The organism is Streptomyces sp. NPDC053474 (assembly GCF_044544845.1).
Classification (GTDB): domain Bacteria; phylum Actinomycetota; class Actinomycetes; order Streptomycetales; family Streptomycetaceae; genus Streptomyces.
In genome coordinates, this window is the sequence record NZ_JBITXV010000007.1 from 401,195 (window position 1) to 426,918 (window position 25,724).

Annotated in this window: 21 protein-coding genes; 15 read left to right on the top strand and 6 right to left on the bottom strand. The window is 71.4% G+C overall.

Going from position 1 to position 25,724, the window contains the following annotated elements:
• Positions 1 to 79: 79 nt before the first annotated feature.
• From ACIG3E_RS19470 to mutM, 4 genes are all read left to right on the top strand, one after another.
• A complete protein-coding gene (locus ACIG3E_RS19470) occupies positions 80 to 754 on the top strand; it encodes a YceD family protein (RefSeq protein ID WP_399617857.1) in 675 nt (224 codons plus the stop codon).
• A gap of 2 nt (positions 755 to 756) precedes the next feature.
• Positions 757 to 930 (top strand): 50S ribosomal protein L32, encoded by a 174-nt coding sequence (gene rpmF / locus ACIG3E_RS19475; RefSeq protein WP_030676011.1) that lies wholly within the window; start codon positions 757 to 759, stop codon positions 928 to 930.
• Between the two features lie 7 nt (positions 931 to 937).
• A complete protein-coding gene (gene rnc / locus ACIG3E_RS19480; RefSeq protein ID WP_242724188.1) occupies positions 938 to 1,765 on the top strand; it encodes a ribonuclease III in 828 nt (275 codons plus the stop codon).
• 133 nt (positions 1,766 to 1,898) lie between these two features.
• Positions 1,899 to 2,765: a bifunctional DNA-formamidopyrimidine glycosylase/DNA-(apurinic or apyrimidinic site) lyase gene (mutM, locus tag ACIG3E_RS19485; RefSeq protein ID WP_399617577.1), complete on the top strand. Its 867-nt coding sequence runs from the start codon at positions 1,899 to 1,901 to the stop codon at positions 2,763 to 2,765.
• Here the strand turns inward: mutM and ACIG3E_RS19490 are convergent.
• On the bottom strand, positions 2,732 to 3,145 hold the full coding sequence (locus ACIG3E_RS19490) for a winged helix-turn-helix transcriptional regulator (RefSeq protein WP_399617580.1): 414 nt from the start codon (positions 3,143 to 3,145) through the stop codon (positions 2,732 to 2,734). The two genes, mutM and ACIG3E_RS19490, sit on opposite strands and share 34 nt — an antisense overlap.
• 132 nt (positions 3,146 to 3,277) lie before the next feature.
• On the opposite strand from ACIG3E_RS19490, the gene ACIG3E_RS19495 reads away from it, so the two are divergent.
• The gene (locus ACIG3E_RS19495) at positions 3,278 to 3,868 is read left to right on the top strand and encodes a flavodoxin family protein (RefSeq protein ID WP_399617583.1); all 591 of its coding nucleotides are present in this window, start codon (positions 3,278 to 3,280) and stop codon (positions 3,866 to 3,868) included.
• Positions 3,869 to 3,929: 61 nt separating this feature from the next.
• Here the strand turns inward: ACIG3E_RS19495 and ACIG3E_RS19500 are convergent, their stop codons facing one another.
• Positions 3,930 to 4,943 carry a CAP domain-containing protein gene (locus ACIG3E_RS19500; protein ID WP_399617586.1) on the bottom strand — a complete coding sequence of 338 codons (1,014 nt, stop codon included), beginning with the start codon at positions 4,941 to 4,943 and terminating at the stop codon, positions 3,930 to 3,932.
• A gap of 160 nt (positions 4,944 to 5,103) precedes the next feature.
• Between ACIG3E_RS19500 and ACIG3E_RS19505 the strand changes: the two genes are divergently transcribed.
• From ACIG3E_RS19505 to ACIG3E_RS19520, 4 genes are all read left to right on the top strand, one after another.
• Positions 5,104 to 5,385 (top strand): acylphosphatase, encoded by a 282-nt coding sequence (locus ACIG3E_RS19505; RefSeq protein ID WP_399617589.1) that lies wholly within the window; start codon positions 5,104 to 5,106, stop codon positions 5,383 to 5,385.
• A 394-nt stretch (positions 5,386 to 5,779) separates the two neighbouring features.
• Entirely contained in the window at positions 5,780 to 5,983 is a 204-nt protein-coding gene (locus ACIG3E_RS19510) for a hypothetical protein (RefSeq protein WP_399617592.1), read from the top strand.
• Positions 5,984 to 6,378: 395 nt separating this feature from the next.
• Positions 6,379 to 9,939, top strand: coding sequence for a chromosome segregation protein SMC (smc, locus tag ACIG3E_RS19515; protein WP_399617860.1), 3,561 nt, complete (start codon positions 6,379 to 6,381; stop codon positions 9,937 to 9,939).
• 218 nt (positions 9,940 to 10,157) lie between these two features.
• A complete protein-coding gene (locus ACIG3E_RS19520) occupies positions 10,158 to 11,585 on the top strand; it encodes a sugar porter family MFS transporter (protein WP_399617594.1) in 1,428 nt (475 codons plus the stop codon).
• Here the strand turns inward: ACIG3E_RS19520 and ACIG3E_RS19525 are convergent.
• From ACIG3E_RS19525 to ACIG3E_RS19535, 3 genes are all read right to left on the bottom strand, one after another.
• Positions 11,582 to 12,610, bottom strand: a complete 1,029-nt coding sequence (locus tag ACIG3E_RS19525; protein ID WP_399617597.1) for an LLM class flavin-dependent oxidoreductase — start codon at positions 12,608 to 12,610, stop codon at positions 11,582 to 11,584. The two genes, ACIG3E_RS19520 and ACIG3E_RS19525, sit on opposite strands and share 4 nt — an antisense overlap.
• A gap of 126 nt (positions 12,611 to 12,736) precedes the next feature.
• Positions 12,737 to 13,093 carry a hypothetical protein gene (locus ACIG3E_RS19530; RefSeq protein WP_399617600.1) on the bottom strand — a complete coding sequence of 119 codons (357 nt, stop codon included), beginning with the start codon at positions 13,091 to 13,093 and terminating at the stop codon, positions 12,737 to 12,739.
• A 300-nt stretch (positions 13,094 to 13,393) separates the two neighbouring features.
• Positions 13,394 to 14,845 carry a purine-cytosine permease family protein gene (locus tag ACIG3E_RS19535; protein WP_399617603.1) on the bottom strand — a complete coding sequence of 484 codons (1,452 nt, stop codon included), beginning with the start codon at positions 14,843 to 14,845 and terminating at the stop codon, positions 13,394 to 13,396.
• Positions 14,846 to 15,048: 203 nt separating this feature from the next.
• On the opposite strand from ACIG3E_RS19535, the gene ftsY reads away from it, so the two are divergent.
• Complete coding sequence (gene ftsY, locus ACIG3E_RS19540; protein ID WP_399617606.1) at positions 15,049 to 16,278, top strand: signal recognition particle-docking protein FtsY; 1,230 nt, start codon at positions 15,049 to 15,051, stop codon at positions 16,276 to 16,278.
• A 222-nt stretch (positions 16,279 to 16,500) separates the two neighbouring features.
• Here the strand turns inward: ftsY and ACIG3E_RS19545 are convergent, their stop codons facing one another.
• Entirely contained in the window at positions 16,501 to 17,283 is a 783-nt protein-coding gene (locus tag ACIG3E_RS19545; protein ID WP_399617609.1) for a bifunctional DNA primase/polymerase, read from the bottom strand.
• 509 nt (positions 17,284 to 17,792) lie between these two features.
• Here ACIG3E_RS19545 and ACIG3E_RS19550 point away from each other — a divergent pair.
• The 5 genes from ACIG3E_RS19550 to ffh all read left to right on the top strand — a co-directional run bounded on the left by ACIG3E_RS19550 (position 17,793) and on the right by ffh (position 25,677).
• Positions 17,793 to 19,277, top strand: a complete 1,485-nt coding sequence (locus tag ACIG3E_RS19550) for a hypothetical protein (RefSeq protein WP_399617612.1) — start codon at positions 17,793 to 17,795, stop codon at positions 19,275 to 19,277.
• Positions 19,278 to 19,653: 376 nt separating this feature from the next.
• Positions 19,654 to 21,024, top strand: coding sequence for an ammonium transporter (locus tag ACIG3E_RS19555; RefSeq protein ID WP_399617616.1), 1,371 nt, complete (start codon positions 19,654 to 19,656; stop codon positions 21,022 to 21,024).
• Positions 21,021 to 21,359, top strand: a complete 339-nt coding sequence (locus tag ACIG3E_RS19560; RefSeq protein WP_138962057.1) for a P-II family nitrogen regulator — start codon at positions 21,021 to 21,023, stop codon at positions 21,357 to 21,359. Before ACIG3E_RS19555 ends, ACIG3E_RS19560 begins: the two co-directional genes overlap by 4 nt.
• A gap of 82 nt (positions 21,360 to 21,441) precedes the next feature.
• Positions 21,442 to 23,892, top strand: a complete 2,451-nt coding sequence (locus ACIG3E_RS19565; RefSeq protein ID WP_399617619.1) for a [protein-PII] uridylyltransferase — start codon at positions 21,442 to 21,444, stop codon at positions 23,890 to 23,892.
• A gap of 225 nt (positions 23,893 to 24,117) precedes the next feature.
• Entirely contained in the window at positions 24,118 to 25,677 is a 1,560-nt protein-coding gene (gene ffh / locus ACIG3E_RS19570; protein ID WP_399617622.1) for a signal recognition particle protein, read from the top strand.
• Positions 25,678 to 25,724: the final 47 nt, after the last annotated feature.

Genomic DNA, 25,724 nt, shown 5'->3' on the forward strand with positions numbered 1-25,724 from the left:
CTATGTCCGCGATCAGCGCTGCCCGCTCAGGCCCCGGTTCCGGGGCGTCCGCGTGGTGGCCCCCTTGCCCCATCCCAGGATCTCGAAAGCAGGAAAAGCCCTGAGTACGCGCCTCGACCACCGCAACCCCCTCGTGTTCGACACGCACGAGCTGGGTCGGCGTCCCGGTGCCATGCAGCGGCTGACCCGCACCATCGACGCTCCCGGCGCCCCGGCGCCGTTCGGTGTCGAGGGTGTCGTCGGAGTGCCCGAGGGCGCTCCGGTGGAGCTGGAGATCCGCCTGGAGTCGGTCATGGAAGGGGTGCTTGTCACAGGCACCGCCCGTGCATCGGCCAAGGGGGAGTGCGTAAGGTGTCTGGAGCCGCTCGAGCTGGAGCTCGACGCGGACTTCCAGGAGATGTTCTCGTACCCTGACGCCGACGACCGGGGCCGCGCAGCGGAACCGGCCGACGACGCCGAGGAAGACGAGGACAGGCTCTTCATCGAGGACGGCATGTTCGACCTCGAGCCCGTGCTGCGTGATGCGGTGGTGCTCGCACTGCCGATGCAGCCGGTGTGCCAGGAAGACTGTGCGGGTCTGTGCTCCGAATGCGGAGCGCGGCTCACGGACGACCCGGACCACCACCACGATGCCGTCGACATCCGTTGGGCGGCACTGCAGGGACTCGCCGATTCCATCAAGGGCGGCGAGAAGGACGAGATGAGCGGCGGCGCGCCTCGATCAGCGCACGCCGACGAGAAGCAGGAGAAGTAGCCGTGGCTGTTCCGAAGCGGAAGATGTCGCGCAGCAACACGCGCCACCGCCGGTCGCAGTGGAAGGCTGCGGTCACCCCCCTGGTTTCGTGTGAGCGTTGCCAGGAGCCGAAGCAGCAGCACATCGCGTGCCCGAGCTGCGGCACCTACAACAAGCGCCAGGTCCTCGAGGTCTGAGCGGCTGGTGAGAGGCGCTGTGTCTAGCCCTAAGAAGGCGGAAGACGCCAAGATGGCAGACAGCAACAACGCGGCCTCGTCCCACACGCTTCTGGAAGGGCGGCTCGGGTACCGACTCGAGTCCGCCCTTCTGGTGCGCGCACTGACCCACCGCTCGTACGCGTACGAGAACGGCGGTCTGCCGACGAACGAGCGTCTGGAGTTCCTCGGGGACTCCGTGCTCGGCCTCGTCGTCACGGACACGCTGTACCGCACCCACCCCGACCTGCCCGAAGGCCAGCTGGCCAAGTTGCGGGCCGCGGTGGTCAACTCGCGTGCGCTTGCGGAGGTGGGCCGCGGGCTCGACCTGGGCTCCTTCATCCGGCTCGGCCGGGGCGAAGAGGGCACGGGCGGCCGGGACAAGGCCTCCATCCTCGCCGACACCCTGGAAGCGGTGATCGGCGCGGTCTATCTGGATCAGGGCCTCGACGCGGCGAGCGAGCTGGTGCACCGGCTCTTCGACCCGCTGATCGAGAAGTCCTCGAACCTCGGAGCCGGCCTGGACTGGAAGACCAGCCTCCAGGAGCTCACCGCGATGGAGAGCCTCGGCGTGCCCGAGTACCTCGTCTCGGAGAGCGGACCGGATCACGAGAAGACCTTCACTGCTGCCGCCCGCGTCGGAGGCGTCTCGTACGGCACCGGCACCGGCCGCAGCAAGAAGGAAGCGGAGCAGCAGGCCGCGGAGTCCGCGTGGCGTGCGATCCGCTCGGCCGCGGACGAGCGTGCCAAGGCCGCCGAGAGCGGCAAGCCGGACGAGGACGACGGCTCGTCGTCCCCGGGCGCCGCGACCGCCTGACCACAGGCTCAGCACACCCCCGTAGGACTTAGGTCCCGCGGGGGTGCGCTCTGTCGTGGGATCCCGCGGCGGCGGCCCCGCGCCCGCGCGGTACGCTGCCGGAACCATCAGCGCGTCCCACCCGAGGAGAGCCGTGCCCGAGCTGCCCGAGGTAGAGGTCGTGCGGCGGGGCCTCGCGCGCTGGGTGGCGCACCGGACCGTCGCCGACGTAGAGGTGCTGCACCCACGTGCCGTGCGGCGGCACATCGCGGGCGCGGACGACTTCGCGCACCGCCTGAAGGGGCAGCGCATCGGCGCCCCGAGCCGCCGGGGCAAATATCTCTGGCTCCCCGTCGAGGACACCGGCAGTGCCGTCCTCGCCCATCTGGGCATGAGCGGGCAGCTGCTCGTGAAGACCCAAGAGGCCCCGGACGAGAAGCACTTGAGGATCCGGGTCCGCTTCGCCGACGACGTGGGCACGGAGCTGCGCTTCGTCGACCAGCGCACCTTCGGCGGCCTCTCGCTGCACGACACCGCCGCGGAGGGGCTGCCCGACGTCATCGCGCACATCGCCCGCGATCCGCTGGACGAGCACTTCGACGCCGACGTCTTCCACGAGGCGCTGCGCCGCAGCCGTACGACCATCAAGCGCGCGCTCCTGAACCAGTCGCTGATCAGCGGCGTCGGCAACATCTACGCGGACGAGGCGCTCTGGCGCGCCCGGCTGCACTACGAGCGCCCCACCGCCACCTTCACCCGCCCGCGCACGCTGGAACTCCTCGGCCACGTACGGGACGTGATGAACGCGGCGCTCGCCGTCGGCGGCACCAGCTTCGACAGCCTCTATGTGAACGTGAACGGGGAGTCGGGGTACTTCGACCGGTCCCTGGACGCGTACGGCCGCGAGGGCGAGCCGTGCCGCCGGTGCGGCACGCTCATGCGCCGGCGGCCCTGGATGAACCGCTCCAGCTACTTCTGCCCGCGCTGTCAGCGGCCGCCCAGGCCGTCGCGGCTGTCATAGGCCCGCTGGGCCTCGCCGACGGCGTCCTGGGCGCCCTCCACGAAGTGGATGAGCGCGAGCAGGCGCTCGGAGATCTGCCGTCCGAGCGGGGTGAGCCGGTAGTCCACGCGCGGCGGGTTGGTGGGCTGGGCCTCACGGTGCACCAGGCCGTCCCGCTCCAGGGCGTGCAGCGTCTGCGACAGCATCTTCTCGCTCACGCCGTCGACGCGGCGGCGCAGTTCGTTGAACCGGAACGTGCTGTCGTGCAGCGCGCCGAGCGTCAGCGCGCCCCAGCGTCCCGTCACGTGTTCCAGCGTGGTCCGCGAGGGACAGTCCCGGGCGAACACGTCGTACGCCAGCTCCGGATCGGAGGCCTTCTCGGCGGGTGCGGTGGAGTCCATACCACAAGCGTACTCGGACGCAGCGCTAGCCAGGAGATTGCGCTAACTAGAAGTTAGTGCTTTCCTTGGTGCAGCGGTGAGCACCTGGGTGCCGCCGTCGTCCCCGAACGCGCCCATCCAAGGAGCACCCCCATGACCAGCCCCGTCGTCGCCATCGCCTACCACTCCGGCTTCGGCCACACCGCTGTCGTCGCCGAGGCCGTGCGCGCCGGTGCCGCCGACGCCGGTGCCACCGTGCACCTGATCAAGGTCGACGAGATCACCGAGGCCCAGTGGGAGCTCCTGGACGCCGCCGACGCGATCGTCTTCGGCTCGCCCACCTACATGGGCACCGCGTCGGGCGCCTTCCACGTCTTCGCGGAGGCCTCCTCCAAGCGCTGGTTCACCCGCGCCTGGCAGGACAAGATCGCCGCGGGCTTCACCAACTCGGCGTCCAAGAGCGGCGACAAGCTGCACACGCTCCAGTACTTCCAGACGCTCGCCGCGCAGCAGGGCATGCACTGGGTGAACCTCGGCCTGTTCCCGGGCTGGAACTCCTCCACGGGCTCCGAGAACGACCTCAACCGCCTCGGCTTCTTCTCGGGCGCCGCCGCCCAGACCAACTCGGACGAGGGCCCGGAGGCCGTCCACAAGGCGGACATCGCCACGGCCGAGCACCTCGGCCGCCGCGTCACGGAGACCGCGCGCGCCTTCGTCGCGGGCCGGGCGGCCGTCGCGGCCTGAGCCGCCGCCTGTCAGGGCCGCCGCCCGCCCGGGTGCGGCGGGCCACCAGCGGCGCGGGACCTCAGAAGCCGAAGTCCTGCGTCCACCACGGGCCGCCCGGCGCGAAGTGCGCGCCGACGCCGAGGGTCTTGTAGTCGCAGTTGAGGATGTTCGCCCGGTGGCCCGGGCTGTTCATCCAGGCGTCCATCACGGCCTGCGCGTCGGCCTGGCCACGGGCGATGTTCTCCCCGCCGAGGTCCTTGATCCCGGCCTTCTCGGCGCGGTCCCACGGGGTCGCGCCGTCCGGGTCGGTGTGCGAGAAGAAGCCGCGCTCGGCCATGTCCGCGCTGAACCCCTCGGCCAGCGCGGCCAGCCTGCCGTCCGCGCTCACGGGGCGGCAGCCCACCTTGGCGCGCTCCTCGTTGACCAGCGCGAGCACCTGGGCCTCGGCGGAGCTGTCCCCCGTGGACGGCTCGGGCCGGGGCGCGGGCGGGGTGGGCTTCGGCTCGTCGGCGCGCGGCGGGGCGGGCTTCTTCGTCTGCCCCTCCGGGGCCTCGTCGCGGTCGGCCCGGTCGGCGTCGCCGCGCTCCGCGCTCTTGGACGGCTCGGCCGTGGGCTTCTTCGACGGCTTCGCGGACGGCTTGTCGCTGGTCGGCGCGGGCGTCGGGGCCGAGGGCTCGGCGCGGCCCGTGCCGGGCGTCGGCGCCGGGCCGCGCTCGGCGGTGCCGGAGTCGCCGCCCTGCGGGTCCAGGCCGGAGGGGGAGCTGGCGGAGCTCATGGCGCCCGCGCCGTCGCTCCCGCCGAAGGTGTAGGTGTCGCCGCCGGGCAGCAGCCCCGAGGCGACCGCGACGGCACCCATGGCGACGGCGGCGGAGACCCCGAGGAGCCCGGTGCGCACCGGCGTGGCCGCACGGGCCTTGCGGCGGTGCGAGCGCGGCCGGGGCCCGGTGCCCGAGGTGGTGTCGGGGCCGGGGGTGTGGAACGGCCCCACCGGGGTATCGGGGAAAGCAGGGCTTCCGGCGGAGTCGGACGGGTTCGCGTGATCGGCGCGGCCGGTGGCGGCGCGGCCGGCGGCGGAGCGTCGGTGGCGTCCCATGTCTGGCCTTTCGTCGAGACGCCCGGTCATGTGCCCCGGCGTCGTCCTGACGGTCCACGTGGCTCGCCCGTACGGGTGAGGCGCGTCGAGTCGCGACTGTACGCGATGGCACAAGGGGGCGAAGTGCTCCCTGTGCAATTGGCCGGTTAGCGTGCACCTTATGAACGAAGAAGTCCGGCTCACCGCCTGGGTGCGCGGCCGTGTGCAAGGCGTGGGATTCCGCTGGTTCACGCGGGCCAGGGCCCTGGAGATCGGCGGCCTGAGTGGTTTTGCTCTCAATCTCGACGACGGCCGCGTACAAGTGGTCGCCGAGGGCCCCCGGGCGGGGTGCGAGGCGCTCCTGGACTGGCTCGAGAGGGGCGACACTCCCGGCCGGGTCGACGGTGTGACTGAGATCTGGGACACGCCGCGGGGCGGCTACGACTCGTTCGCGATTCGCTGACGCCGCGCCCCCGGGAGCCGGCGCACGCGTGGTCCTGCTGGGGGCGCGACGGCCCCCTGGGGCAAAAAAGGCCTGGTGATTGCCAAGAAGCCCTTGCCCTGGCAGGCTCCGCGGGTAAGGATGATCTCCACACCCCCAGGGCCCCGAAGGAGCGGCACCGCAGCGGATTCGACCGCCGTGTGCCCCCGGGCTGCCCGTCAATACGGGGTGTGATCGTGTTGACCGTCAAACTTTTTGGTGAGACGCTGGAAGCCCCGCGCATCCTCGCTGTTTGGCATGTGAGAACGGCCAAGTAAGACCCAGCAAGAACAGAAGAGTGCCAGGCACCGCGGGTGCGATTCCCTCACGACCCACACCGATTCGGTCGGTCACTCAGTGTGGAGGACCATCCATCATGGCAAAGGCGCTTCTCGGTTACGTCGGCGGCAGCGACCCGCGACTTCTCGCCGAGATGCGACGGCTCCAGCAGCGCGTCCAGGACCTGGAATCCGAGCTGGTCAGGATCCAGGCGGAGAACGACGCGCTGACCGTCGCCGCTTCTCGCGAATCGCTCCTGGAGAGCATCGACGTACCCCAGGCGGAGCCTGCGCTCACCTGACCCACGCCACCCCGGGCCCGGCACCCCGTGCGTCCCTGTGACGTACTCCCGCGTATGGCCACGTACGCGGGAATGCCAGAGCGGCCGCGTGCTCGGTGCGACGTGGTCAAGATGCCCGTATCAACCGCTTGACCCAAGAGCTCTGCTTCAAGAGATCTGCAAGGGACGCTTCGGCGTCCCTTCTTCTTTTGTCGTCCGCCGTGTCGTACTGGGCGCGCCGTGCGGGGGGGGCGATCAGGAGGGGGACGCCGAACGGTCAAGCCGTGCCCAGAACTTGGCTGTCCATGCCCCGGTGCGAGGTCGTTTCCTGACTCTGATGTGCCCTGCACCTTCCTCCGTGAAACGGCCCGTACGTTCCCTCGGTGAACTCTCGGCGAAAGGTAGAGTCCAGCGGCGTGCACCTCAAGGCCCTCACCCTGCGCGGCTTCAAGTCCTTCGCGTCCGCCACGACGCTGAAGTTCGAGCCGGGCATCACCTGCGTCGTCGGACCCAACGGCTCCGGCAAGTCCAACGTCGTGGACGCGCTGAGCTGGGTCATGGGGGAGCAGGGCGCCAAGTCGCTGCGCGGCGGCAAGATGGAGGACGTGATCTTCGCGGGCACCACCGGCCGCCCGCCGCTGGGCCGCGCCGAGGTCTCCCTCACCATCGACAACTCCGACGGCGCGCTGCCCATCGAGTACGCCGAGGTCACGATCACGCGGATCATGTTCCGCAACGGCGGCAGCGAGTACCAGATCAACGGCGACACCTGCCGCCTTCTCGACATCCAGGAGCTGCTCTCCGACTCCGGCATCGGCCGTGAGATGCACGTCATCGTCGGCCAGGGCCAGCTCGACTCGGTGCTGCACGCCGACCCCATGGGCCGCAGGGCCTTCATCGAGGAGGCCGCGGGCGTCCTCAAACACCGCAAGCGCAAGGAGAAGGCGCTGCGGAAGCTGGACGCGATGCAGGCCAACCTCGCGCGGGTGCAGGACCTCACCGACGAGCTGCGCCGCCAGCTCAAGCCGCTCGGGCGGCAGGCCGCCGTCGCGCGCCGCGCCGCCGTCATCCAGGCCGATCTGCGCGACGCCCGCCTCCGGCTGCTCGCCGACGACCTGGTCGGTCTGCGCGAGGCCCTGAACACGGAGGTCGCCGACGAGGCCGCGCTCAAGGCCCGCAGGGACGCCGCCGAGACGGAGCTGAAGGCCGCGCTGACCCGGGAGGCCCAGCTGGAGGACGAAGTGCGGCAGCTCACGCCGCGCCTCCAGCGCGCCCAGCAGACCTGGTACGAGCTGTCGCAGCTGGCCGAGCGGGTGCGCGGCACCATCTCGCTCGCCGACGCCCGGGTCACCAGCGCCACCTCCGCGCCCGCGGAGGAGCGGCGCGGCCGCGACCCGGAGGACCTGGAGCGCGAGGCCGCCCGCATCCGCGAGCAGGAGGCCGAGCTGGCCGCCGCCCTGGAGGCCGCGCAGCACGCCCTCGACGACACCGTCGCGCACCGGGCGGACCTGGAGCGGGACCTCGCCGCCGAGGAGCGGCGCCTGAAGGACGTGGCCCGGGCCATCGCCGACCGGCGCGAAGGCCTCGCGCGCCTCGGCGGCCAGGTCAACGCGGCGCGCTCGCGGGCCGCTTCCGCCCAGGCCGAGATCGACCGGCTCGCCCTGGCGCGCGACGAGGCCCAGGAGCGGGCCAGGGCCGCGCAGGAGGAGTACGAGCAGCTCAAGGCCGAGGTCGACGGGCTCGACGCGGGCGACGCCGAGCTCGGTGAGCGGCACGAGGAGGCCCGCCGGGCCCTCGCCGAAGCAGAGGCCGCGCTGACGGCGGCCCGGGAAGCGGCCACCGCCGCCGAGCGGAAGCGGGCCGCCGTCGCCGCCCGGCACGAGGCGCTCGCGCTCGGGCTCCGCCGCAAGGACGGCTCGGGCGCGCTGCTCGCCGCGCGGGACCGGCTCGCGGGCCTGCTCGGTCCCGCGGCCGAACTCCTCTCCGTCGCGCCGGGCTTCGAGGTGCCGGTGGCGGCGGCGTTCGGCGCGGCCGCCGACGCCATCGCCGTCACGACACCGGCGTCCGCCGCAGAAGCGATCCGCCTGCTGCGCAAGCAGGACGCGGGCCGGGCCGCGCTGCTGCTCGCGGGGGCCGCCGACACCGAGGGGCCCGCCCCCGAGGCTGCGGGGGACGGGCCGCCCCGCGCCGCCGACCTCGTGCGCGGCCCCGCCGAACTGCTGCCCGCCGTGCGGCGGCTGCTGCGCGGCATCGTCGTCGTCGGCACCCTCGAAGACGCCGAGGACCTGGTGTACGCGCACCCGGAGCTGACCGCGGTCACCGCCGAGGGCGACCTGCTCGGGGCGCACTTCGCGCAGGGCGGCTCCGCGGGCGCGCCCAGCCTCCTTGAGGTGCAGGCCTCGGTGGCCGAGGCCGCCGCCGAGCTCGAAGAACTCGGCGTGCGGTGCGAGGAGTTGACGCGGGAGCAGCGGGCCGCCGACGAGCGGCGCCGGGAGTGCGCCGCGCTCGTCGAGGAGCTGGGGGAGCGGCGGCGCGCCGCCGACCGGGAGAAGTCCGCCGTCGCGCAGCGGCTCGGCAGCCTCGCGGGCCAGGCGCGCGGCGCCGCCGGTGAGGCCGAGCGGTCCGCCGCGGCCGCCGCCCAGGCCCAGGAGGCCCTGGAGAAGGCGCGGTGGGAGGTCGAGGAGCTGGCCGAGCGGCTCGCCGTGGCCGAGGAGATGCCCGCGGACGAGGAGCCGGACACCGGGGCGCGGGACCGCCTCGCGGCCGACGGCGCCAACGCGCGCCAGACCGAGATGGAGGCCCGTCTCCAGGTCCGTACGCACGAGGAGCGGGTGAAGGGGCTCGCCGGGCGGGCCGAATCGCTCGACCGGGCCGCCCGCGCCGAGCGCGAGGCACGCGCGCGTGCGGAGCGGCACCGGGCCAGGCTGCGGCACGAGGCCGCGGTCGCCGGGGCCGTCGCCTCCGGCGCCCGCCAGCTGCTCGCGCACGTCGAGGTCTCCCTGGTCCGGGCCGATCAGGAGCGGGTGGCGGCCGAGCGGGCCAGGGAGGCGCGCGAGCGGGACCTCGCCGCCGCGCGGAACCAGGGGCGCGACCTCAAGGCGGAGCTCGACAAACTGACGGATTCGGTTCACCGGGGCGAGGTACTCGGCGCGGAGAAGCGGCTGCGGATCGAGCAGCTGGAGACCAAGGCGCTGGAGGAGCTCGGTGTGGAACCGGCGGGGCTCGTGGCCGACTACGGGCCCGATCAGCTCGTGCCGCCCTCGCCCCCCGCCGAGGGCGAGGAGCTGCCGGAGGACCCCGGACATCCGCGCAACCAGCCGCGGCCGTACGTCCGCGCGGAGCAGGAGAAGCGGCTGAGGTCAGCCGAACGGGCGTACCAGCAGCTGGGGAAGGTCAATCCGCTCGCCCTTGAGGAGTTCGCGGCCTTGGAGGAGCGCCACAAGTTCCTCTCCGAGCAGCTGGAGGACCTGAAGAAGACCCGCGCCGACCTCCTCCAGGTGGTGAAGGAGGTCGACGAGCGCGTCGAGCAGGTCTTCACCGAGGCCTACCGGGACACGGCCCGGGAGTTCGAGGGCGTCTTCAGCAGGCTCTTCCCGGGCGGTGAGGGACGGCTGATCCTGACCGATCCCGACAACATGCTGGCCACGGGCGTCGACGTCGAGGCCCGTCCGCCCGGCAAGAAGGTCAAGCGGCTCTCGCTGCTCTCCGGCGGCGAGCGGTCGCTGACGGCCGTGGCGCTCCTGGTGTCGATCTTCAAGGCGCGGCCCAGCCCGTTCTACGTGATGGACGAGGTCGAGGCGGCGCTCGACGACACCAACCTCCAGCGGCTCATCCGCATCATGCAGGAGCTCCAGGAGGCCTCGCAGCTCATCGTGATCACGCACCAGAAGCGCACGATGGAGGTCGCCGACGCGCTGTACGGCGTCTCGATGCAGGGCGACGGCGTCTCCAAGGTGATCAGTCAGCGGCTCCGCTGAGCCTTTCTTGATCAACTTCATTCTTCTTCAACTCTTGAAGTCAAACTGTGACCAGTGCGGATTCAACTGGTTCTCTGCGAGCTATTGACTTCGAAACTTGAAGGCATAGTCTCTGCAACGTTGCTTTTACCTTCAGGTGGTGGGCGGCGTGAAGTTGTGCGCCACTTGAAGAGCTCGCCCCCACCCCGGCAGTGACGCCGGTGGCCCGAGGAGTACACGTGACCAGCACAGCGCAGCCGCCGACACCACGGGCCCGGGAGGCCCACCCGGACCATCTCGGCCATGTCATCTTCATCACGGCGGCAGCCGCGATGGGCGGATTCCTCTTCGGTTACGACAGTTCCGTGATCAACGGCGCCACGGTGGCCATTCAGCACCGGTTCGACGTGGACGCCAACCTGCTCGGCTGGATCATCGCCACCGCGCTGCTCGGCTGTGCCGTCGGCGCCGCGGTCGCCGGTCGCATCGCCGACCGCATCGGCCGCATCCGCTGCATGCAGATCGCCGCCGTGCTCTTCGCCGCCAGCGCCGTCGGCTCGGCGCTGCCCTTCGCGGCCTGGGACCTGACGATGTGGCGCCTCATCGGCGGCATCGGCATCGGCATGGCCTCCGTGATCGGCCCGGCCTACATCGCCGAGGTCGCGCCGCCCGCCTACCGGGGCCGTCTCGCCTCCTTCCAGCAGGCCGCCATCGTCATCGGCATCGCCGTGTCGCAGCTGGTCAACTGGGGCATCCTGAACATGGCCGACGGCGATCAGCGCGGCAAGCTCGCGGGCCTGGAGGCCTGGCAGTGGATGCTCGGCGTCATGGTCGTCCCGGCCGTCCTCTACGGCCTGCTGTCCCTCGCGATCCCCGAGTCGCCGCGCTTCTTGATCTCCGTGGGCCGCGACGCCGAGGCCCGCAAGGTGCTCGCCGACGTCGAGGGCAAGGACGTCAACCTGGACCAGCGCATCGCGCAGATCCACATGGGCATGCGCAGCGAGCACAAGTCCACGTTCAAGGACCTGCTCGGCGGCAAGGCCGGCTTCCTGCCGATCATCTGGATCGGCATCGGGCTCTCGGTCTTCCAGCAGCTCGTCGGCATCAACGTGATCTTCTACTACTCGAACCAGCTGTGGCAGTCGATCGGCAAGGACCCGTCCAGCTCGTTCCTGTACTCCTTCGAGACCTCGATCGTGAACATCGTCGGTACGGTGATCGCGATGGTCCTGGTCGACCGCATCGGCCGCAAGCCGCTGGCCCTGGTCGGCTCCGCGGGCATGGCGACGGCCCTGTTCACGATGGCGTGGGCGTTCTCCTACCGCAGCGGCTCCGGTGACGACGTCTCGCTGCCGCACGCGCAGGGCCTGGTCGCGATCATCGCCGCCAACGCCTTCGTGCTCTTCTTCGCCTTCTCCTGGGGCGTGGTGGTCTGGGTGCTCCTCGGCGAGATCTTCCCCAACCGCATCCGCGCCGCCGGTCTCGGCGTGGCCGCCTCCGCCCAGTGGCTGGCCAACTTCGCCATCACCAAGACCTTCCCGAGCATGTCCGAGTGGTCCCTGAGCGGCTCGTACATCATCTACGGCGCCTTCGCGGCCCTCTCGATCCCCTTCGTCCTGAAGTTCGTCAAGGAGACGAAGGGCAAGACCCTGGAGGAGATGGGCTAAGACCCCGCTGCCCCCTCCTCCTGCGGAAAGCTGCCCCGGCTCCCGGACCCGACGTCCTGGAGCCGGGGTAGTACGCGTTCGCCGAACAGGCGCAGGCCGCGCCAGCCCTCCTCCACCGGCATCCCGCCGACCAGCGGATGCAGCACGAGACTCGGCGCGCCGCCCGCCGCGAGCGCCACGCACTCCTCCGGCGTGAGGATGCGGTACACGCCCTCCGCGCGCAGCTCCTCGACCGTCGTGGCCGTCGACCGCACGGCCGAGCGGACGCCGCCCGACTGCCAGGACGCGTAGGCGCGCGCCTCGTGCAGGACGTGCTCGCCGTACGTCGCCCAGGCGCGGTCCGGATCCTCGGCGAGGTGCAGCAGCGGGGTCTTCGCCGCGGGCATCGTGGTCCAGCCCTCGGTGCCGTACTCCGTGAGCTTGTGCCGGTAGTACGCCTCAAGGTCCGGCAGGTGCGCGCTCGGGAAGAAGGGCAGGCCGAGCCGGGCCGCGCGGCGCGCCGCCGCCCGCGAGGAGCCGCCCACCAGGAGCAGCGGATGGGGCCGGGTGCCGGGGCGCGGCGTGACGCGGACCCTGCGCCCGCGGAAGGTGAACTCCTCGCCGGTCCAGGCCCGCAGCAGGGTCTCAAGGAGCTCGTCCTGGAGCGCGCCGCGCCGCGAGAAGTCGACGCCGAGGGCCGCGTACTCCTCGGGCCGGTAGCCGATGCCCGCCACCGTGACCAGGCGGCCGCCGCTGAGCAGGTCGAGCACGGCGATGTCCTCGGCGAGCCGCAGCGGGTCGTACAGGGGACCGATGGCGGCCGAGACGGTGACGAGGACGCGCCGGGTGGCGCCGAACACCGCGCCCGCGAAGGTCAGCGGCGAGGGCAGCCAGTTGTCGGCCGCGCCGTGGTGCTCCTCGGTCTGGACCGTGCTGACCCCGCGGGCGTCGGCGTAGGCGGCCATCTCCACGGCGGCCCGGTAGCGCGCGCCGAGCTCCCGCGACGCCGGGTCGACGAGGTTGAAGCGGACGACTGTGACGGGCATGCGCGACGTCCCCCTTCACCGGAGCCCGCCTCGGTGGCGGGCCGTGGGCGGCGAAGGGGGACGGTACCTGACCTGATGTCAGATAGGTACTGCTACGTGCAGCCAGTGAGGCGTGTAGCTGTCCGATCAGTGTCCGACGGCTCCGCATCCAGCCGGGCCGTCGCACTTAAAGAGAGGCGTCTTGTAGACCTTGGTCCCGGAGCTGGTGTACATCTTCAGGTACCCACGGCTCGGCTGGAACTTGTCACGGCTGTTCTTCCAAGAGAACTCCACGGCCTGGCCCTTCTTAACCCAACGGGCCTTTGTCCAGTGCAGCTTGTTGTTCTGCTTGTAGCCCAAGGCGATCTTCGCCTTGCTGCCACCGCGCTTGTCGTACGTGGTGGTGAGCTTCTGGGGTCGCCCTGATTCCAGGACCTGCGCCATGGAGAAGTAGAGCTTGCCGTTTGAGAGCGAAGAACAGGTGCCAATGGTCATCGTGGTCATCCACGCCAAAATGCGACCAGAGTTCGGACAGTCCTTGAAGATGCTCTTGTGTGGAACCGTCTTGGGTGTCCCGGCTGCGGCATGCGCCGATGCGGGGGTCAGGAGGAGGCAACTGGCAGCTGCTGCGCCTATCGCGGTGATCCGTGAAACGCTCCTGGTCGACATGCTGGCGCCCTTCTGGTCTTGTAGATCCATGATCATAAAGGACCCTATGTCCCGCATCGTGGACATGTCCAACAGGGGCTGCGTGACCTGAAGGTTGGTGATTCGCCGCCGTTGGGCGACAGCTTCACGTCACGATCAAAGCCCTTCGCGGCCAGCCTCGCGTGGTGTCGGCAGCAGGGCGAAGAGTGTGGCCGATACGGCAATCGTCGCTGCCCAGCCCAGGCCGTGGCGTCCGACCCAGGTAGTAGCGAGCGGCCCAGTGAACCACTGAACCTTGGTGAGGCAAAGGCCCACGGCCAGGGCTGCGGCCCAGGCCGCCATTGCCTGCCAGCAGAAGCCACCGGTGTACCAGTAGCGGCTTGTGCGGCTGGTGTTCATGAGGTCCTCGGCGTGATACCGGACAGTGCGGCGGGAGCGGCGGGCCATGTCGACCCCGTACACCCCGATCCACGCGGAGAACGAGACGGCGAGCAGGGTCAGGAACGTGATGAACTGACCAATGAAGTCCTTGGCCACCAGCATCATGAAGAGGCCGCCGATCAGACTGATGGCCGCATTGATGGACACGGCCATCGCGCGTGGCAGCTTCACTCCCATGGTTTGAGCCGTGAAGCCCGCAGAGTACATCGACAGGCTATTGATCAACAGCATGCCTACCAACGCGGTGATGAGATATGGCACTGCGAGCCAGGTCGGCAGCATGCCGCCCAGGAAGGACATGGGATCCGTGTTCTGGCTGGCCAGTTTCGGGTTGGATGCGGCCATGACGCCGCCCATCAGCACCATGGGCACCAGGACGAGTGCTGCCCCGGACACCGTCGTGGAGACGATCTTCCGGCCAGATGCGGAGTGCGGGAGGTAGCGGGCGAAGTCAGGGCCGGTGGGCACCCAGCTGATGCCGCCCGCTGCGATGGTGCCGATGCCTGCGATCAGCAGCGCGATGCTTCCGGGCTTTTTGTCGAAGACCGAGCTCCAGTCCACGTTGGCGATTAGGTAGATCAGCACCAGCACGCTGAACAGGCCGAATAGGTAGGTGGACCACTTGTTGCAGATGTTGAGCACCTTGCGGCCCATGCCGCTCACAAGAAACGTAACTGCGACAAAGGCCAGCAAGGTGACCACGATGAGGACGTTGTTGCTCTTGACGTCGAACAGCAGGTCCAGAATGGTCAGGATGGCGTAGGCGCCAGTGACGGCGTTGATCGTTTCCCAGCCGAATCGAGCCACCCACAGAATCGCTCCTGGGAAGTAGTTGCCCCGAACGCCGAAGGTGGCGCGTGAGAGCAGTGCTCCGGGTGCGCCGCCCCATTTGCCCGAGACCGACAGCACGCCGACCATCCCGAAGGCGATGACTGATGCAACTGCGGCGCAGATCAAGATCTGCCAGAAGTTCAGGCCGTTGTTGACGGCAAGAGCAGCCCCCATGGTGAGCAGTAGCACGCTGATGTTCGCGGCTACCCACGTCGGGAACAGCTCCCTGACCTGGCCGTGTCGTTCATGATCGGGAACGGGCTCGATACCGCGTACCTCGAGCGTGCTTTCACGGGTGGGTGCGCCGTCCGTGGAGGGCTGGGCGGTGGTGCTCATGAGGGGGAGTTCCGTGCCTCTCGCTCGGCCTGCGTCGACGTTGTCGCAGCCGGTGGGGGTTTTCGTCGGATGGACTCTACGCGCGTTGACGCAGCCTCTTCCATCGTACTTTAGTCCGAGTAATCCCGGCTAGTGGCCTATGTCTTTTGGAGGAAGCCACAAGGGGGGCCCGTTGGCGGGCCATGACTGATACTGGGTGGGTTATGGAAATCGTCATCCTCGCTGTAGTCATCGCCGTGGTCGTGGTCGGCGCGATCGGCGGGCTCGTCGTCGGCAGCCGCAAGAAGAAGCAGCTGCCGCCGTCCCAGGCCCCGTCGAGCACGCCCACCATCACCGCACCCCCCGCCGAGCCGCACGTCGGCGACGAGGCCGAGACGCCGCGCGACGAGCCGCGCCGCACCATCGAGGAGGTGGACCTGCCGGTCGCCGAGCCGTCGGCGTCCGCCCCCGTCGTGGTCGAGGAGCCCCCGGCTCCCGAGGCCCCCGAAGCCCCGGAGATCGAGACCCCGGAGCCCACCGCGGGCCGCCTGGTGCGGCTGCGCGCCCGCCTGTCCCGCTCGCAGAACGCGCTCGGCAAGGGCCTGCTGACCCTGCTCTCCCGCGAGCACCTCGACGACGACACCTGGGAGGAGATCGAGGACACGCTCCTCACCGCCGACGTCGGCGTCGCCCCCACCCAGGAGCTGGTCGAGCGGCTGCGCGAGCGCGTGAAGGTGCTCGGCACCCGCACCCCGCAGGAGCTGCGCACCCTGCTGCGCGAGGAGCTCCTGCAGCTCGTCGGCACGGACTTCGACCGCGCCGTGAAGACCGAGTCCGGCCTGGAGACCCCGGGCATCGTGATGGTCGTCGGCGTGAACGGCACCGGCAAGACCACCACCACCGGCAAGCTCGCCCGCGTCCTCGTCGCCGACGGCCGCTCGGTCGTCCTCGGCGCCGCCGACACCTTCCGCGCCGCCGCCGCCGACCAGCTCCAGACGTGGGGCGACCGCGTCGGCGCCCGCACCGTGCGCGGACCCGAGGGCGGCGACCCGGCCTCCATCGCCTTCGACGCCGTCAAGGAGGGCATCGCCGAGGGCGCCGACGTCGTGCTCATCGACACCGCGGGCCGCCTGCACACCAAGACCGGCCTGATGGACGAGCTCGGCAAGGTCAAGCGCGTTGTCGAGAAGCACGCCCCGCTCGACGAGGTGCTGCTCGTCCTGGACGCCACCACCGGCCAGAACGGCCTGGTGCAGGCCCGGGTCTTCGCCGAGGTCGTCGACATCACCGGCATCGTCCTCACCAAGCTCGACGGCACCGCCAAGGGCGGCATCGTCGTCGCCGTCCAGCGCGAGCTGGGCGTGCCGGTCAAGCTGGTGGGCCTGGGCGAGGGCGCGGACGACCTCGCGCCCTTCGAGCCCGAGGCCTTCGTCGATGCCCTTATCGGCGACTGAGCGCTCCGCAGGGCGGGTGCCGCGCCGTGCCGTCGTCCATCTGTGACTGCGTCGTGGCTGGGCGCGCAGTTCCCCGCGCCCCTTCGGGGCGCCCCCGGGACACTGCCGTAGGCGCGCGCGTACGCGAGGAAGGGCCCCGCCTCCCGGGGTGCAGCCGGGGGTGGGGCCCTTCCGTATGCGGCGTCCCGCGCGGGGAGTGCGCCCCCGCGCGCGAGCGGGGCGCTACGCCGGTGAGCGGTGGGCCACGTACGCCAGCGTGCCGAGCACGAGCCGGGCGTGCGGGGGGCTCGTCGCCGAGTCCGGGTCGGGGGCGCGCAGCCAGCGGACCGGGCCGAGCCCGCCGCGGTCGGAGGGCGGCGCGGTGATGTGGCTGCCGGGGCCGATGCCGTGCAGGTCGAGTGCCGCGTCGTCCCAGCCCATGCGGTAGAGCAGCTGGGGGAGTTCGGCGGCAGCGCCGGGCGCGACCAGGAAGTGCGTGCGGCCGTCGGGCGTGGCCGCCACCGGGCCGAGCGGCAGGCCCATCCGCTCCAGGCGCACCAGGGCCCGGCGCCCGGCGGTCTCCGCGACCTCGATGACGTCGAACGCGCGGCCGACCGGCAGCATCACGGCCGCCCCGGGGAACTGCCCCCAGGCGTCGGTCACTTCGTCGAGGGTGGCGCCCGCCGGAACCTCCGGCGCGAAGTCGAGGGGGTGTGCGCCGGGGGCCGGACACCCGGCGGCGCCGCAGGAGCAGCGGCCGTCCTGGGCGCGCGCCCCGGGCACCACGGCCCAGCCCCACAGGCCCGTGTACTCCGCCACCGCCGTGCAGTCGGACGCGGCGCGGCCCCGCCGCCGCGACGTGGCACGCGGCTCCTTGGGCTCCTTCGCGCGGCCGGGCTCACGGTCGCCCGCGCCCCGGTCCTTCCCGCCCGTGTCCTTCGCCTCCGGGAGTCCCGAATCCTTTGTTCCGCGGTCACCGGAACGGGGCTCTTTGGTCCCCCGGATGCCGCCGATCGTGAAGCCCATGCCCCCTCCAACGGGTCGAGTGCGCCGTGGTTACGTGACGGAATCGGATCGTGACTCTCTGTCTTAAGCTGTCTTGGGAGTCGCCCGGCGTCGCTGTTTGGACGTCTCAAGCCGACTTTCGCTGACTTTCGCCGACTTCCGCCGCCGCGTGCTCGCGGCGCTCGGGGGATTCGGGGGTGGTGTGCCCCGCGGCCCGCGCCCCTGTGTGCTCCGTTCCGCCGACTCTCGGTTGTTCTGTGTCAAGTGAATCGCGTGCGGCGGTCTGGGAGTTCATTCGAAGGGGTGGCGAATGGTGGCGTTTCTGGGATCGCCCTCGCCGGAGGGGTGATCGTAGGATTACTTTCAGTGCATGGAGTCGGGAGCGGTGCGCGCTCGCGGGTATGCCGGAGGCAAGTCGGCTTCCCGTTCGATGGGTGACATTCTCCGGACGGGCGGCCGCGACACGCGGCATTCTGTTAGGGCTTGACCGAGGACCGCGTACAAGTGTCTTGAGGGATGGGGGCGTTCCAGTGGGCGGCAGTAGCGGTGGCGGTACTAACGCCGAGAAGCGCCCGAACGAGATGCTCAGCTCCTGGTTCGTGCGCAGTGGCTGGTCGAAGGGCGAGCTGGCGCGCCAAGTGAACCGCAGAGCCAGGCAGTTGGGCGCTCATCACATCTCCACGGACACCTCCCGCGTCCGGCGCTGGCTGGACGGGGAGAATCCGCGCGAGCCCATTCCGCGCATCCTCTCCGAGCTGTTCTCGGAGCGCTTCGGCTGCGTCGTCGCCGTCGAGGACCTCGGCCTGCGCGCCGCCCACCAGTCGCCCTCCGTCTCCGGCGTCGACCTGCCCTGGACCGGGCCGCAGACGGTCGCGCTCATCAGCGAGTTCAGCCGCAGCGACCTGATGCTCGCCCGGCGCGGCTTCCTCGGCGCCTCGCTCGCCCTGTCCGCGGGCCCCGCCCTGATCGAGCCCATGCAGCGCTGGCTGGTGCCGGGCCCCTCCACCGCCCAGGTGGTGGCGGAGCCCGAGCCCCAGCAGTACCCCAGCAGGCGCCCCGGCCGCCTCTCCAAGCCGGAGATGGACCTCCTGGAGTCCACCACGGTGATGTTCCGCCAGTGGGACGCCCAGTGCGGCGGCGGCCTGCGCCGCAAAGCCGTCGTCGGCCAGCTGCACGAGGTGACCGACCTGCTCCAGGAGCCCCAGCCCGAGTCCACCGCCAAGCGCCTGTTCAAGGTCGCCGGTGAACTGGCCGAGCTCGCGGGCTGGATGAGCTATGACGTGGGGCTCCAGCCGACCGCCCAGAAGTACTTCGTCCTCGCCCTGCACGCCGCCAAGGAAGCGGGCGAGAAGCCGCTTGGCTCGTACATCCTCTCCAGCATGAGCCGCCAGATGATCCACCTCGGCCGTCCCGACGACGCCCTGGAGCTCATCCACCTCGCCCAGTACGGCAGCCGCGACTGCGCGAGCCCGCGCACCCAGGCGATGCTGTATGCGATGGAGGCCCGCGCCTACGCCGGAATGGGCCAACCGGGCCGCTGTAAACGGGCGGTGCGCATGGCCGAGGACACCTTCACCGACGCGGACGACTGGGACGAGCCCGAGCCGGACTGGATCCGCTTCTTCTCCGAAGCCGAGCTCAACGGCGAGAACGCCCACTCCTTCCGCGACCTCGCCTACGTCGCGGGCCGCAGCCCGACCTACGCCTCCCTCTCCGAGCCCGTCATGGAGCGCGCCGTCGAGCTCTTCCGCAAGGACCCCGAACACCAGCGGTCGTACGCGCTGAACCTCATCGGCATGGCCACCGTCCACCTGCTCCAGAAGGAGCCCGAGCAGAGCATGCTCCTCGCCAGGAACACCCTGGACATCGCCAAGAAGGTCCGCTCCGAGCGGGTCAACACCCGGCTGCGCAAGACCGTCGCCAACGCCGTGCGGGACTTCGGCGACGTCCCGGAGGTCGTCCACTTCACCGAGCAGCTCGCCCAGGAGATGCCGGAAACCGCGGAGGCCGTCTGACGGTCCGCGGACCCGCCGACCCTCCAGGGCCCCGGCCCGACGCCCCAGGACTCCGGTCGCGGCAGCCCATCCCGAACAGCCCGACTCGGCTCCCCCATGCCAGGTCATCCGGATGGCGCCGCGGCCGGTTGGCCGTGCCCCGACGGTTCCCCCGTACGGGTGCCGCGGCGGTCCGGCAGGGTAGGACCGCGCCCCTGTCCACACCGTCGAATTCATGCACGCGTAACACGCCCGACCTCTTCGTCACTGGCGCGAAACATCGAGCGGCACTGGCCGAAACCGCGCTGCGCCAACCTCGTGCCGCATCACCGGTCCACCGTCCTCGCCCCGCAGAGGCCGGACCGCACGGGCCGCATCCGACGACGAGGAGACTGCGATGCCCCCAGGCATCCGGCTTGCCGCAGACGCCCCGGAGCTGTCTGCCGCCAACACCGGGTTCATGCTCATCTGCTCCGCCCTGGTGATGCTCATGACGCCGGGTCTCGCCTTCTTCTACGGAGGCATGGTCCGCGTCAAGAGCACCCTGAACATGCTGATGATGAGCTTCATCAGCCTGGGGATCGTCACCCTCCTGTGGGTGCTCTACGGCTTCTCCCTCGCCTTCGGCAGCGACCACGGCAGCCTCATCGCCTGGGACGCCGACTACGTGGGGCTCAGCGGAATCGGCCTCACCGAGCTCTGGGACGGCTACACCGTCCCCGTCTACGTCTTCGCGGTCTTCCAGCTCATGTTCGCGATCATCACGCCCGCCCTGATCAGCGGCGCCCTCGCGGACCGCGTGAAGTTCACCGCCTGGGCCCTGTTCGTCACGCTGTGGGCCACGCTCGTGTACTTCCCCGTCGCCCACTGGGTGTGGGGCACCGGCGGCTGGGCCTTCGAACTCGGCGTGATCGACTTCGCGGGCGGCACCGCCGTGCACATCAACGCGGGCGCCGCGGCCCTCGGCGTCATCCTCGTCATCGGCAAGCGCGTCGGCTTCAAGAAGGACCCCATGCGCCCGCACAGCCTGCCGCTCGTGATGCTCGGTGCCGGTCTGCTGTGGTTCGGCTGGTTCGGCTTCAACGCCGGGTCCTGGCTCGGCAACGACGACGGCGTCGGCGCCCTGATGTTCCTCAACACCCAGGTCGCCACCGCCGCCGCCATGCTGGCCTGGCTCGTCTACGAGAAGCTGCGGCACGGCGCGTTCACCACGCTCGGCGCCGCCTCCGGCGCCGTCGCGGGCCTCGTCGCCATCACTCCTTCCGGGGGTTCCTGCTCCCCGCTCGGCGCCCTCGCCATCGGTGCTGTGGCCGGACTGCTGTGCGCCATGGCCGTCGGCCTGAAGTTCAGGTTCGGCTTCGACGACTCCCTCGACGTCGTCGGCGTCCACCTCGTCGGCGGCATCACGGGCTCCCTCCTCGTCGGCCTCTTCGCCACCGGCGGCGGCCAGTCCGACGCCAAGGGCCTCTTCTACGGCGGTAACCTCGACCAGCTCGGCAAGCAGGCCGCGGGGGTCGGCGCCGTCCTCGCGTACTCCTTCCTCGCCTCCGCCGTGCTCGCCCTCCTCATCGACAAGACGATCGGCATGCGCGTCAGCGAGGACGAGGAGATCAGCGGCATTGACCAGGTCCAGCACGCCGAGACGGCGTACGACTTCAGCGGCGCGGGCGGCGGCACGGCGCCGCGCACCGCCGCCGTGCCGGGCCCGGTAGCGCAGACCGCCGCCTCCGCCGCGGCGGAGCCGAAGAACAAGAAGGTGGACGCATGAAGCTCATCACCGCGGTGGTCAAGCCGCACCGGCTCGACGAGATCAAGGAAGCCCTCCAGGCCTTCGGCGTCCAGGGCCTGACCGTCACCGAGGCCAGCGGCTACGGACGCCAGCGCGGCCACACCGAGGTCTACCGCGGCGCGGAGTACACCGTCGACCTCGTCCCCAAGATCCGCATCGAGGTCCTCGTCGAGGACGGCGACGCCGAGCAGCTCGTCGACGTCATCGTGAAGGCCGCCCGCACCGGCAAGATCGGCGACGGCAAGGTGTGGACGCTGCCCGTCGAGACCGCCGTCCGCGTCCGGACCGGCGAACGCGGCCCCGACGCGCTCTAACCCCCACGGGCGCCGGGTCGGCGGCGCCCCTGGACACCGTGCCGTAACCGCCCTGGACACCGTGGAGAACAGGAGCCGCCGGGTGACGAGTGTGGACGTACGAACCGAGACCGAAGACTCCGGACCCAGCGGCTACGCGGCGGCCCGGCTGCGCCTCCTGCACCAGGAGGCGCAGTCCGGGCCGCCGCGCCGTTCGGCCCTCGCCGAGCTGACCGACGGCTGGCTCGGCGGCCTCCTCGCCGCGGGCACCGCCGACCTCGCGGCGCCGCGCGGGGCCGCCCTCGTCGCCGTCGGCGGCTACGGCCGCGGCGAACTGTCCCCGCGCAGCGACCTCGACCTGCTGCTCCTGCACGACGGCAGCGCCGAGCCCGGCGCCCTCGCGGCCCTCGCCGACCGCATCTGGTACCCCGTCTGGGACCTCGGGCTCTCCCTCGACCACTCCGTCCGCACCCCCGCCGAAGCCCGCCGGACGGCCGCCGACGACCTCAAGGTCCAGCTCGGCCTCCTCGACGCCCGGCACGTCGCGGGGGACCTCGGCCTCACCACGGCCCTGCGCGCCACGATCCTCGCCGACTGGCGCAACCAGGCGCCCAAGCGCCTCCCCGAGCTGCGCGAGCTGTGCGACGAACGGGCCGAGCGCCAGGGCGAGTTGAGCCACCTCCTCGAACCCGACCTGAAGGAGGCGCGCGGCGGCCTGAGGGACACCACCGCCCTGCGCGCCGTCGCCGCCTCCTGGCTCGCCGACGCGCCCCGCGAAGGCCTCGACGCGGCGCGCCGCACCCTGCTCGACGTACGCGACGCACTGCATCTGACCACCGGCCGCGCCACCGACCGGCTCGCCCTCCAGGAGCAGGCCCAGGTCGCCGCCGACCTGGGCCTCCTCGACGCCGACACGCTGCTGCGCCAGGTCTACGAGGCCGCCCGCACCATCGCCTACGCGGGCGACGTCACCTGGCGCGAGGTCTCCCGCGTGCTGCGGTCACGCGCCGCCCGGCCACGCCTTCGCGGCCTGCTCGGCGGCGCGCGGACCACCGCGGCCGAGCGCTCACCGCTCGCCGAGGGCGTCGTGGAGCAGGACGGCGAGGTCGTCCTCGCCCGGGCCGCGCGCCCCGAGCGCGACCCCGTGCTCCCGCTGCGCGCCGCCGCGGCCGCCGCCCAGGCGGGCCTGCCGCTCTCCCTGCACGCCGTGCGCCGCCTCGCCGCCACGGCCCGGCCGCTGCCGACACCCTGGCCCGCCGAAGCCCGCGAACAGCTCGTCACCCTGCTCGGCGCCGGCCGCCCCACCGTCCAGGTGTGGGAGGCCCTGGAGGCGGAAGGCCTGATCACCCGGCTCCTGCCGGACTGGGAGCGGGTGCGGTGCAGGCCGCAGCGCAACGCCGTGCACACCTGGACCGTGGACCGCCACCTCGTCGAGACCGCCGTACGGGCCTCCGCGCTCACCCGCCGCGTCGGGCGGCCCGATCTGCTGCTCATGGCCGGGCTCCTGCACGACATCGGCAAGGGCTGGCCCGGCGACCACTCCGTCGCCGGGGAGATCATCGCCCGTGACGTGGCGACCCGGATCGGCTTCGAGAAGGGCGACGCCGCCGTACTCGCCCGCCTCGTCCGCCACCATCTGCTGCTCGTCGAGACCGCGACCCGGCGCGACCTCGACGACCCCGCCACCGTGAAGACGGTGGCCGAAGCCGTCGGCACCCGCAGCACCCTGGAGCTGCTGCACGCGCTCACCGAGGCCGACGCCCTGGCCACCGGGCCCGCCGCCTGGTCCTCCTGGCGCGGCTCCCTGGTCGCGGACCTCGTCCGCCGCGTCGACGCGGTCCTGGCCGGGAACGAGCCGCTCCAGCGCGCCGAGCCGCCCGCGTCGGCCGAGCAGGAGCGGCTCGCCCTGGAGGCGTTCCGCACCGGCGGGCCCGTCCTGGCGCTGTGCTCCCGGGCCGAGCCGGACCCGGACGGGCCCGCCGAAGGCCTCGGCGTGGAGCTGCTCATCGCCGTGCCGGAGCGGCCCGGGATCCTCGCGGCCGCCGCCGGGGTGCTCGCCACCCACCGCCTGACCGTCCGCACGGCCGAGCTGCGCGTCCTGGAACTGCCCGCGGAGGTCGGGGGCTCGGTGCTGCTGCTCGACTGGCGGGTGGCCGCCGAGTACGGCTCCCTGCCGCAGGCCGCCCGGCTCCGCGCCGACCTCGTACGGGCCCTCGACGGCTCCCTGGACATCGCCGGTCGCCTCGCCGAACGCGACGCGGCCTACCCCCGGCGGCGCGGGGTGCCCGCCCCGCCGCCGCGCGTGACCGTCGCGTCGGCGGGCTCACGGCGTGCCACCGTCATCGAGGTCCGGGCCCAGGACGCGCCTGGCCTGCTGCACCGGATCGGCCTTGCCCTGGAGGCGGCCGGGGTGCGGGTGCGCAGCGCGCACGTGTCGACGCTCGGGTCGAACGCGGTGGACGCGTTCTACGTGACCGGGGCCGACGGGGGGCCGCTGGCGGGGGAGCGGGCGGTCGAGGTGGCGCGGGGGGTGGAGGGAGCGCTGCGGGGCTGAGGTGGCGACAGGGGTGCTGCGCGGCTGGGGCGGCCTCCGCGCCGTCCCGGGCTCCGCCTGCGCCCGGCGCCCGGCGCCACTCCACCCGGCGCCCGGCGCCACTCCATCCGGCGCCCGACGGCACTTCGTCCGTCGGGTGACGGCAGGCAGGGACGCGTGGCTTGCCGGGCCCGATACCCTGGGGTGCAACGCTTACCATCGCCGACCCTGAGGACCGACTCCGCCGTGTTCGATACTCTCTCCGATCGCCTCGCAGCCACCTTCAAAACCCTTCGGGGCAAGGGCAGGCTGTCCGAGGCGGACATCGACGTCACGGCGCGCGAGATCCGTATCGCCCTGCTGGAAGCCGACGTGGCGCTGCCCGTCGTCCGTGCCTTCATCAAGCAGGTCAAGGAGCGCGCGGTCGGGGCCGAGGTCTCGCAGGCCCTGAATCCCGCCCAACAGGTCATCAAGATCGTCAACGAGGAACTGGTCGCGATCCTCGGCGGCGAGACCCGCCGCCTGCGCTTCGCCAAGCAGGGGCCGACGGTCATCATGCTCGCCGGTCTCCAGGGCGCCGGTAAGACCACGCTCGCCGGAAAGCTCGGCCACTGGCTGAAGTCGCAGGGCCACTCGCCGCTGCTCGTGGCCTGTGACCTCCAGCGCCCGAACGCCGTGAACCAGCTGAGCGTCGTCGCCGAGCGCGCGGGCGTCGCCGTGTACGCCCCGCAGCCGGGCAACGGCGTGGGCGACCCGGTGCAGGTCGCCAAGGACTCCATCGAGTACGCGAAGACCAAGGTGCACGACGTCGTCATCGTCGACACCGCCGGTCGCCTCGGCATCGACCAGGAGCTGATGCAGCAGGCCGCGGACATCCGCGACGCCGTCAGCCCGGACGAGGTCCTGTTCGTCGTCGACGCCATGATCGGTCAGGACGCGGTCAACACGGCCGAGGCCTTCCGCGACGGCGTCGGCTTCGACGGCGTGGTGCTCTCCAAGCTCGACGGCGACGCCCGCGGTGGTGCGGCCCTGTCGATCGCGCACGTCACCGGCCGCCAGATCATGTTCGCGTCGAACGGCGAGAAGCTGGACGACTTCGACGCGTTCCACCCGGACCGCATGGCGTCCCGCATCCTCGGCATGGGCGACATGCTCACGCTGATCGAGAAGGCCGAGCAGACCTTCTCGCAGCAAGAGGCCGAGAAGATGGCCTCGAAGCTGGCCTCCAAGAAGGGCCAGGACTTCACGCTCGACGACTTCCTGGCGCAGATGGAGCAGGTCAGGAAGATGGGGTCGATCTCCAAGCTTCTCGGCATGCTGCCCGGCATGGGCCAGATCAAGGACCAGATCAACAACCTGGACGAGCGGGACGTCGACCGCACGGCCGCGATCATCAAGTCGATGACGCCGGGCGAGCGCCAGGACCCGACGATCATCAACGGCTCGCGTCGCGCCCGTATCGCCAAGGGCTCCGGCGTCGAGGTCAGCGCGGTGAAGGGCCTGGTCGAGCGGTTCTTCGAGGCCCGCAAGATGATGTCCCGCATGGCCCAGGGCGGCGGCATGCCGGGGATGCCCGGGATGCCGGGCATGGGTGGCGGCCCCGGTCGGCAGAAGAAGAAGCAGAAGCAGGCCAAGGGCAAGCAGCGCTCGGGCAACCCGATGAAGCGCAAGCAGCAGGAGGACGAGGCCGCAGCGCGCCGGGCCGCGGCCGAGGGGGCCGCCGCGGGCGGTGCGTTCGGCCTGCCGGCCGGGCAGGGCGGCAAGGACTTCGAGCTGCCGGACGAGTTCAAGAAGTTCATGGGCTGAGCCTGACTCGCCGTGACAGTGCGCTGGGGCGCCCCTTCGTGAGGAGG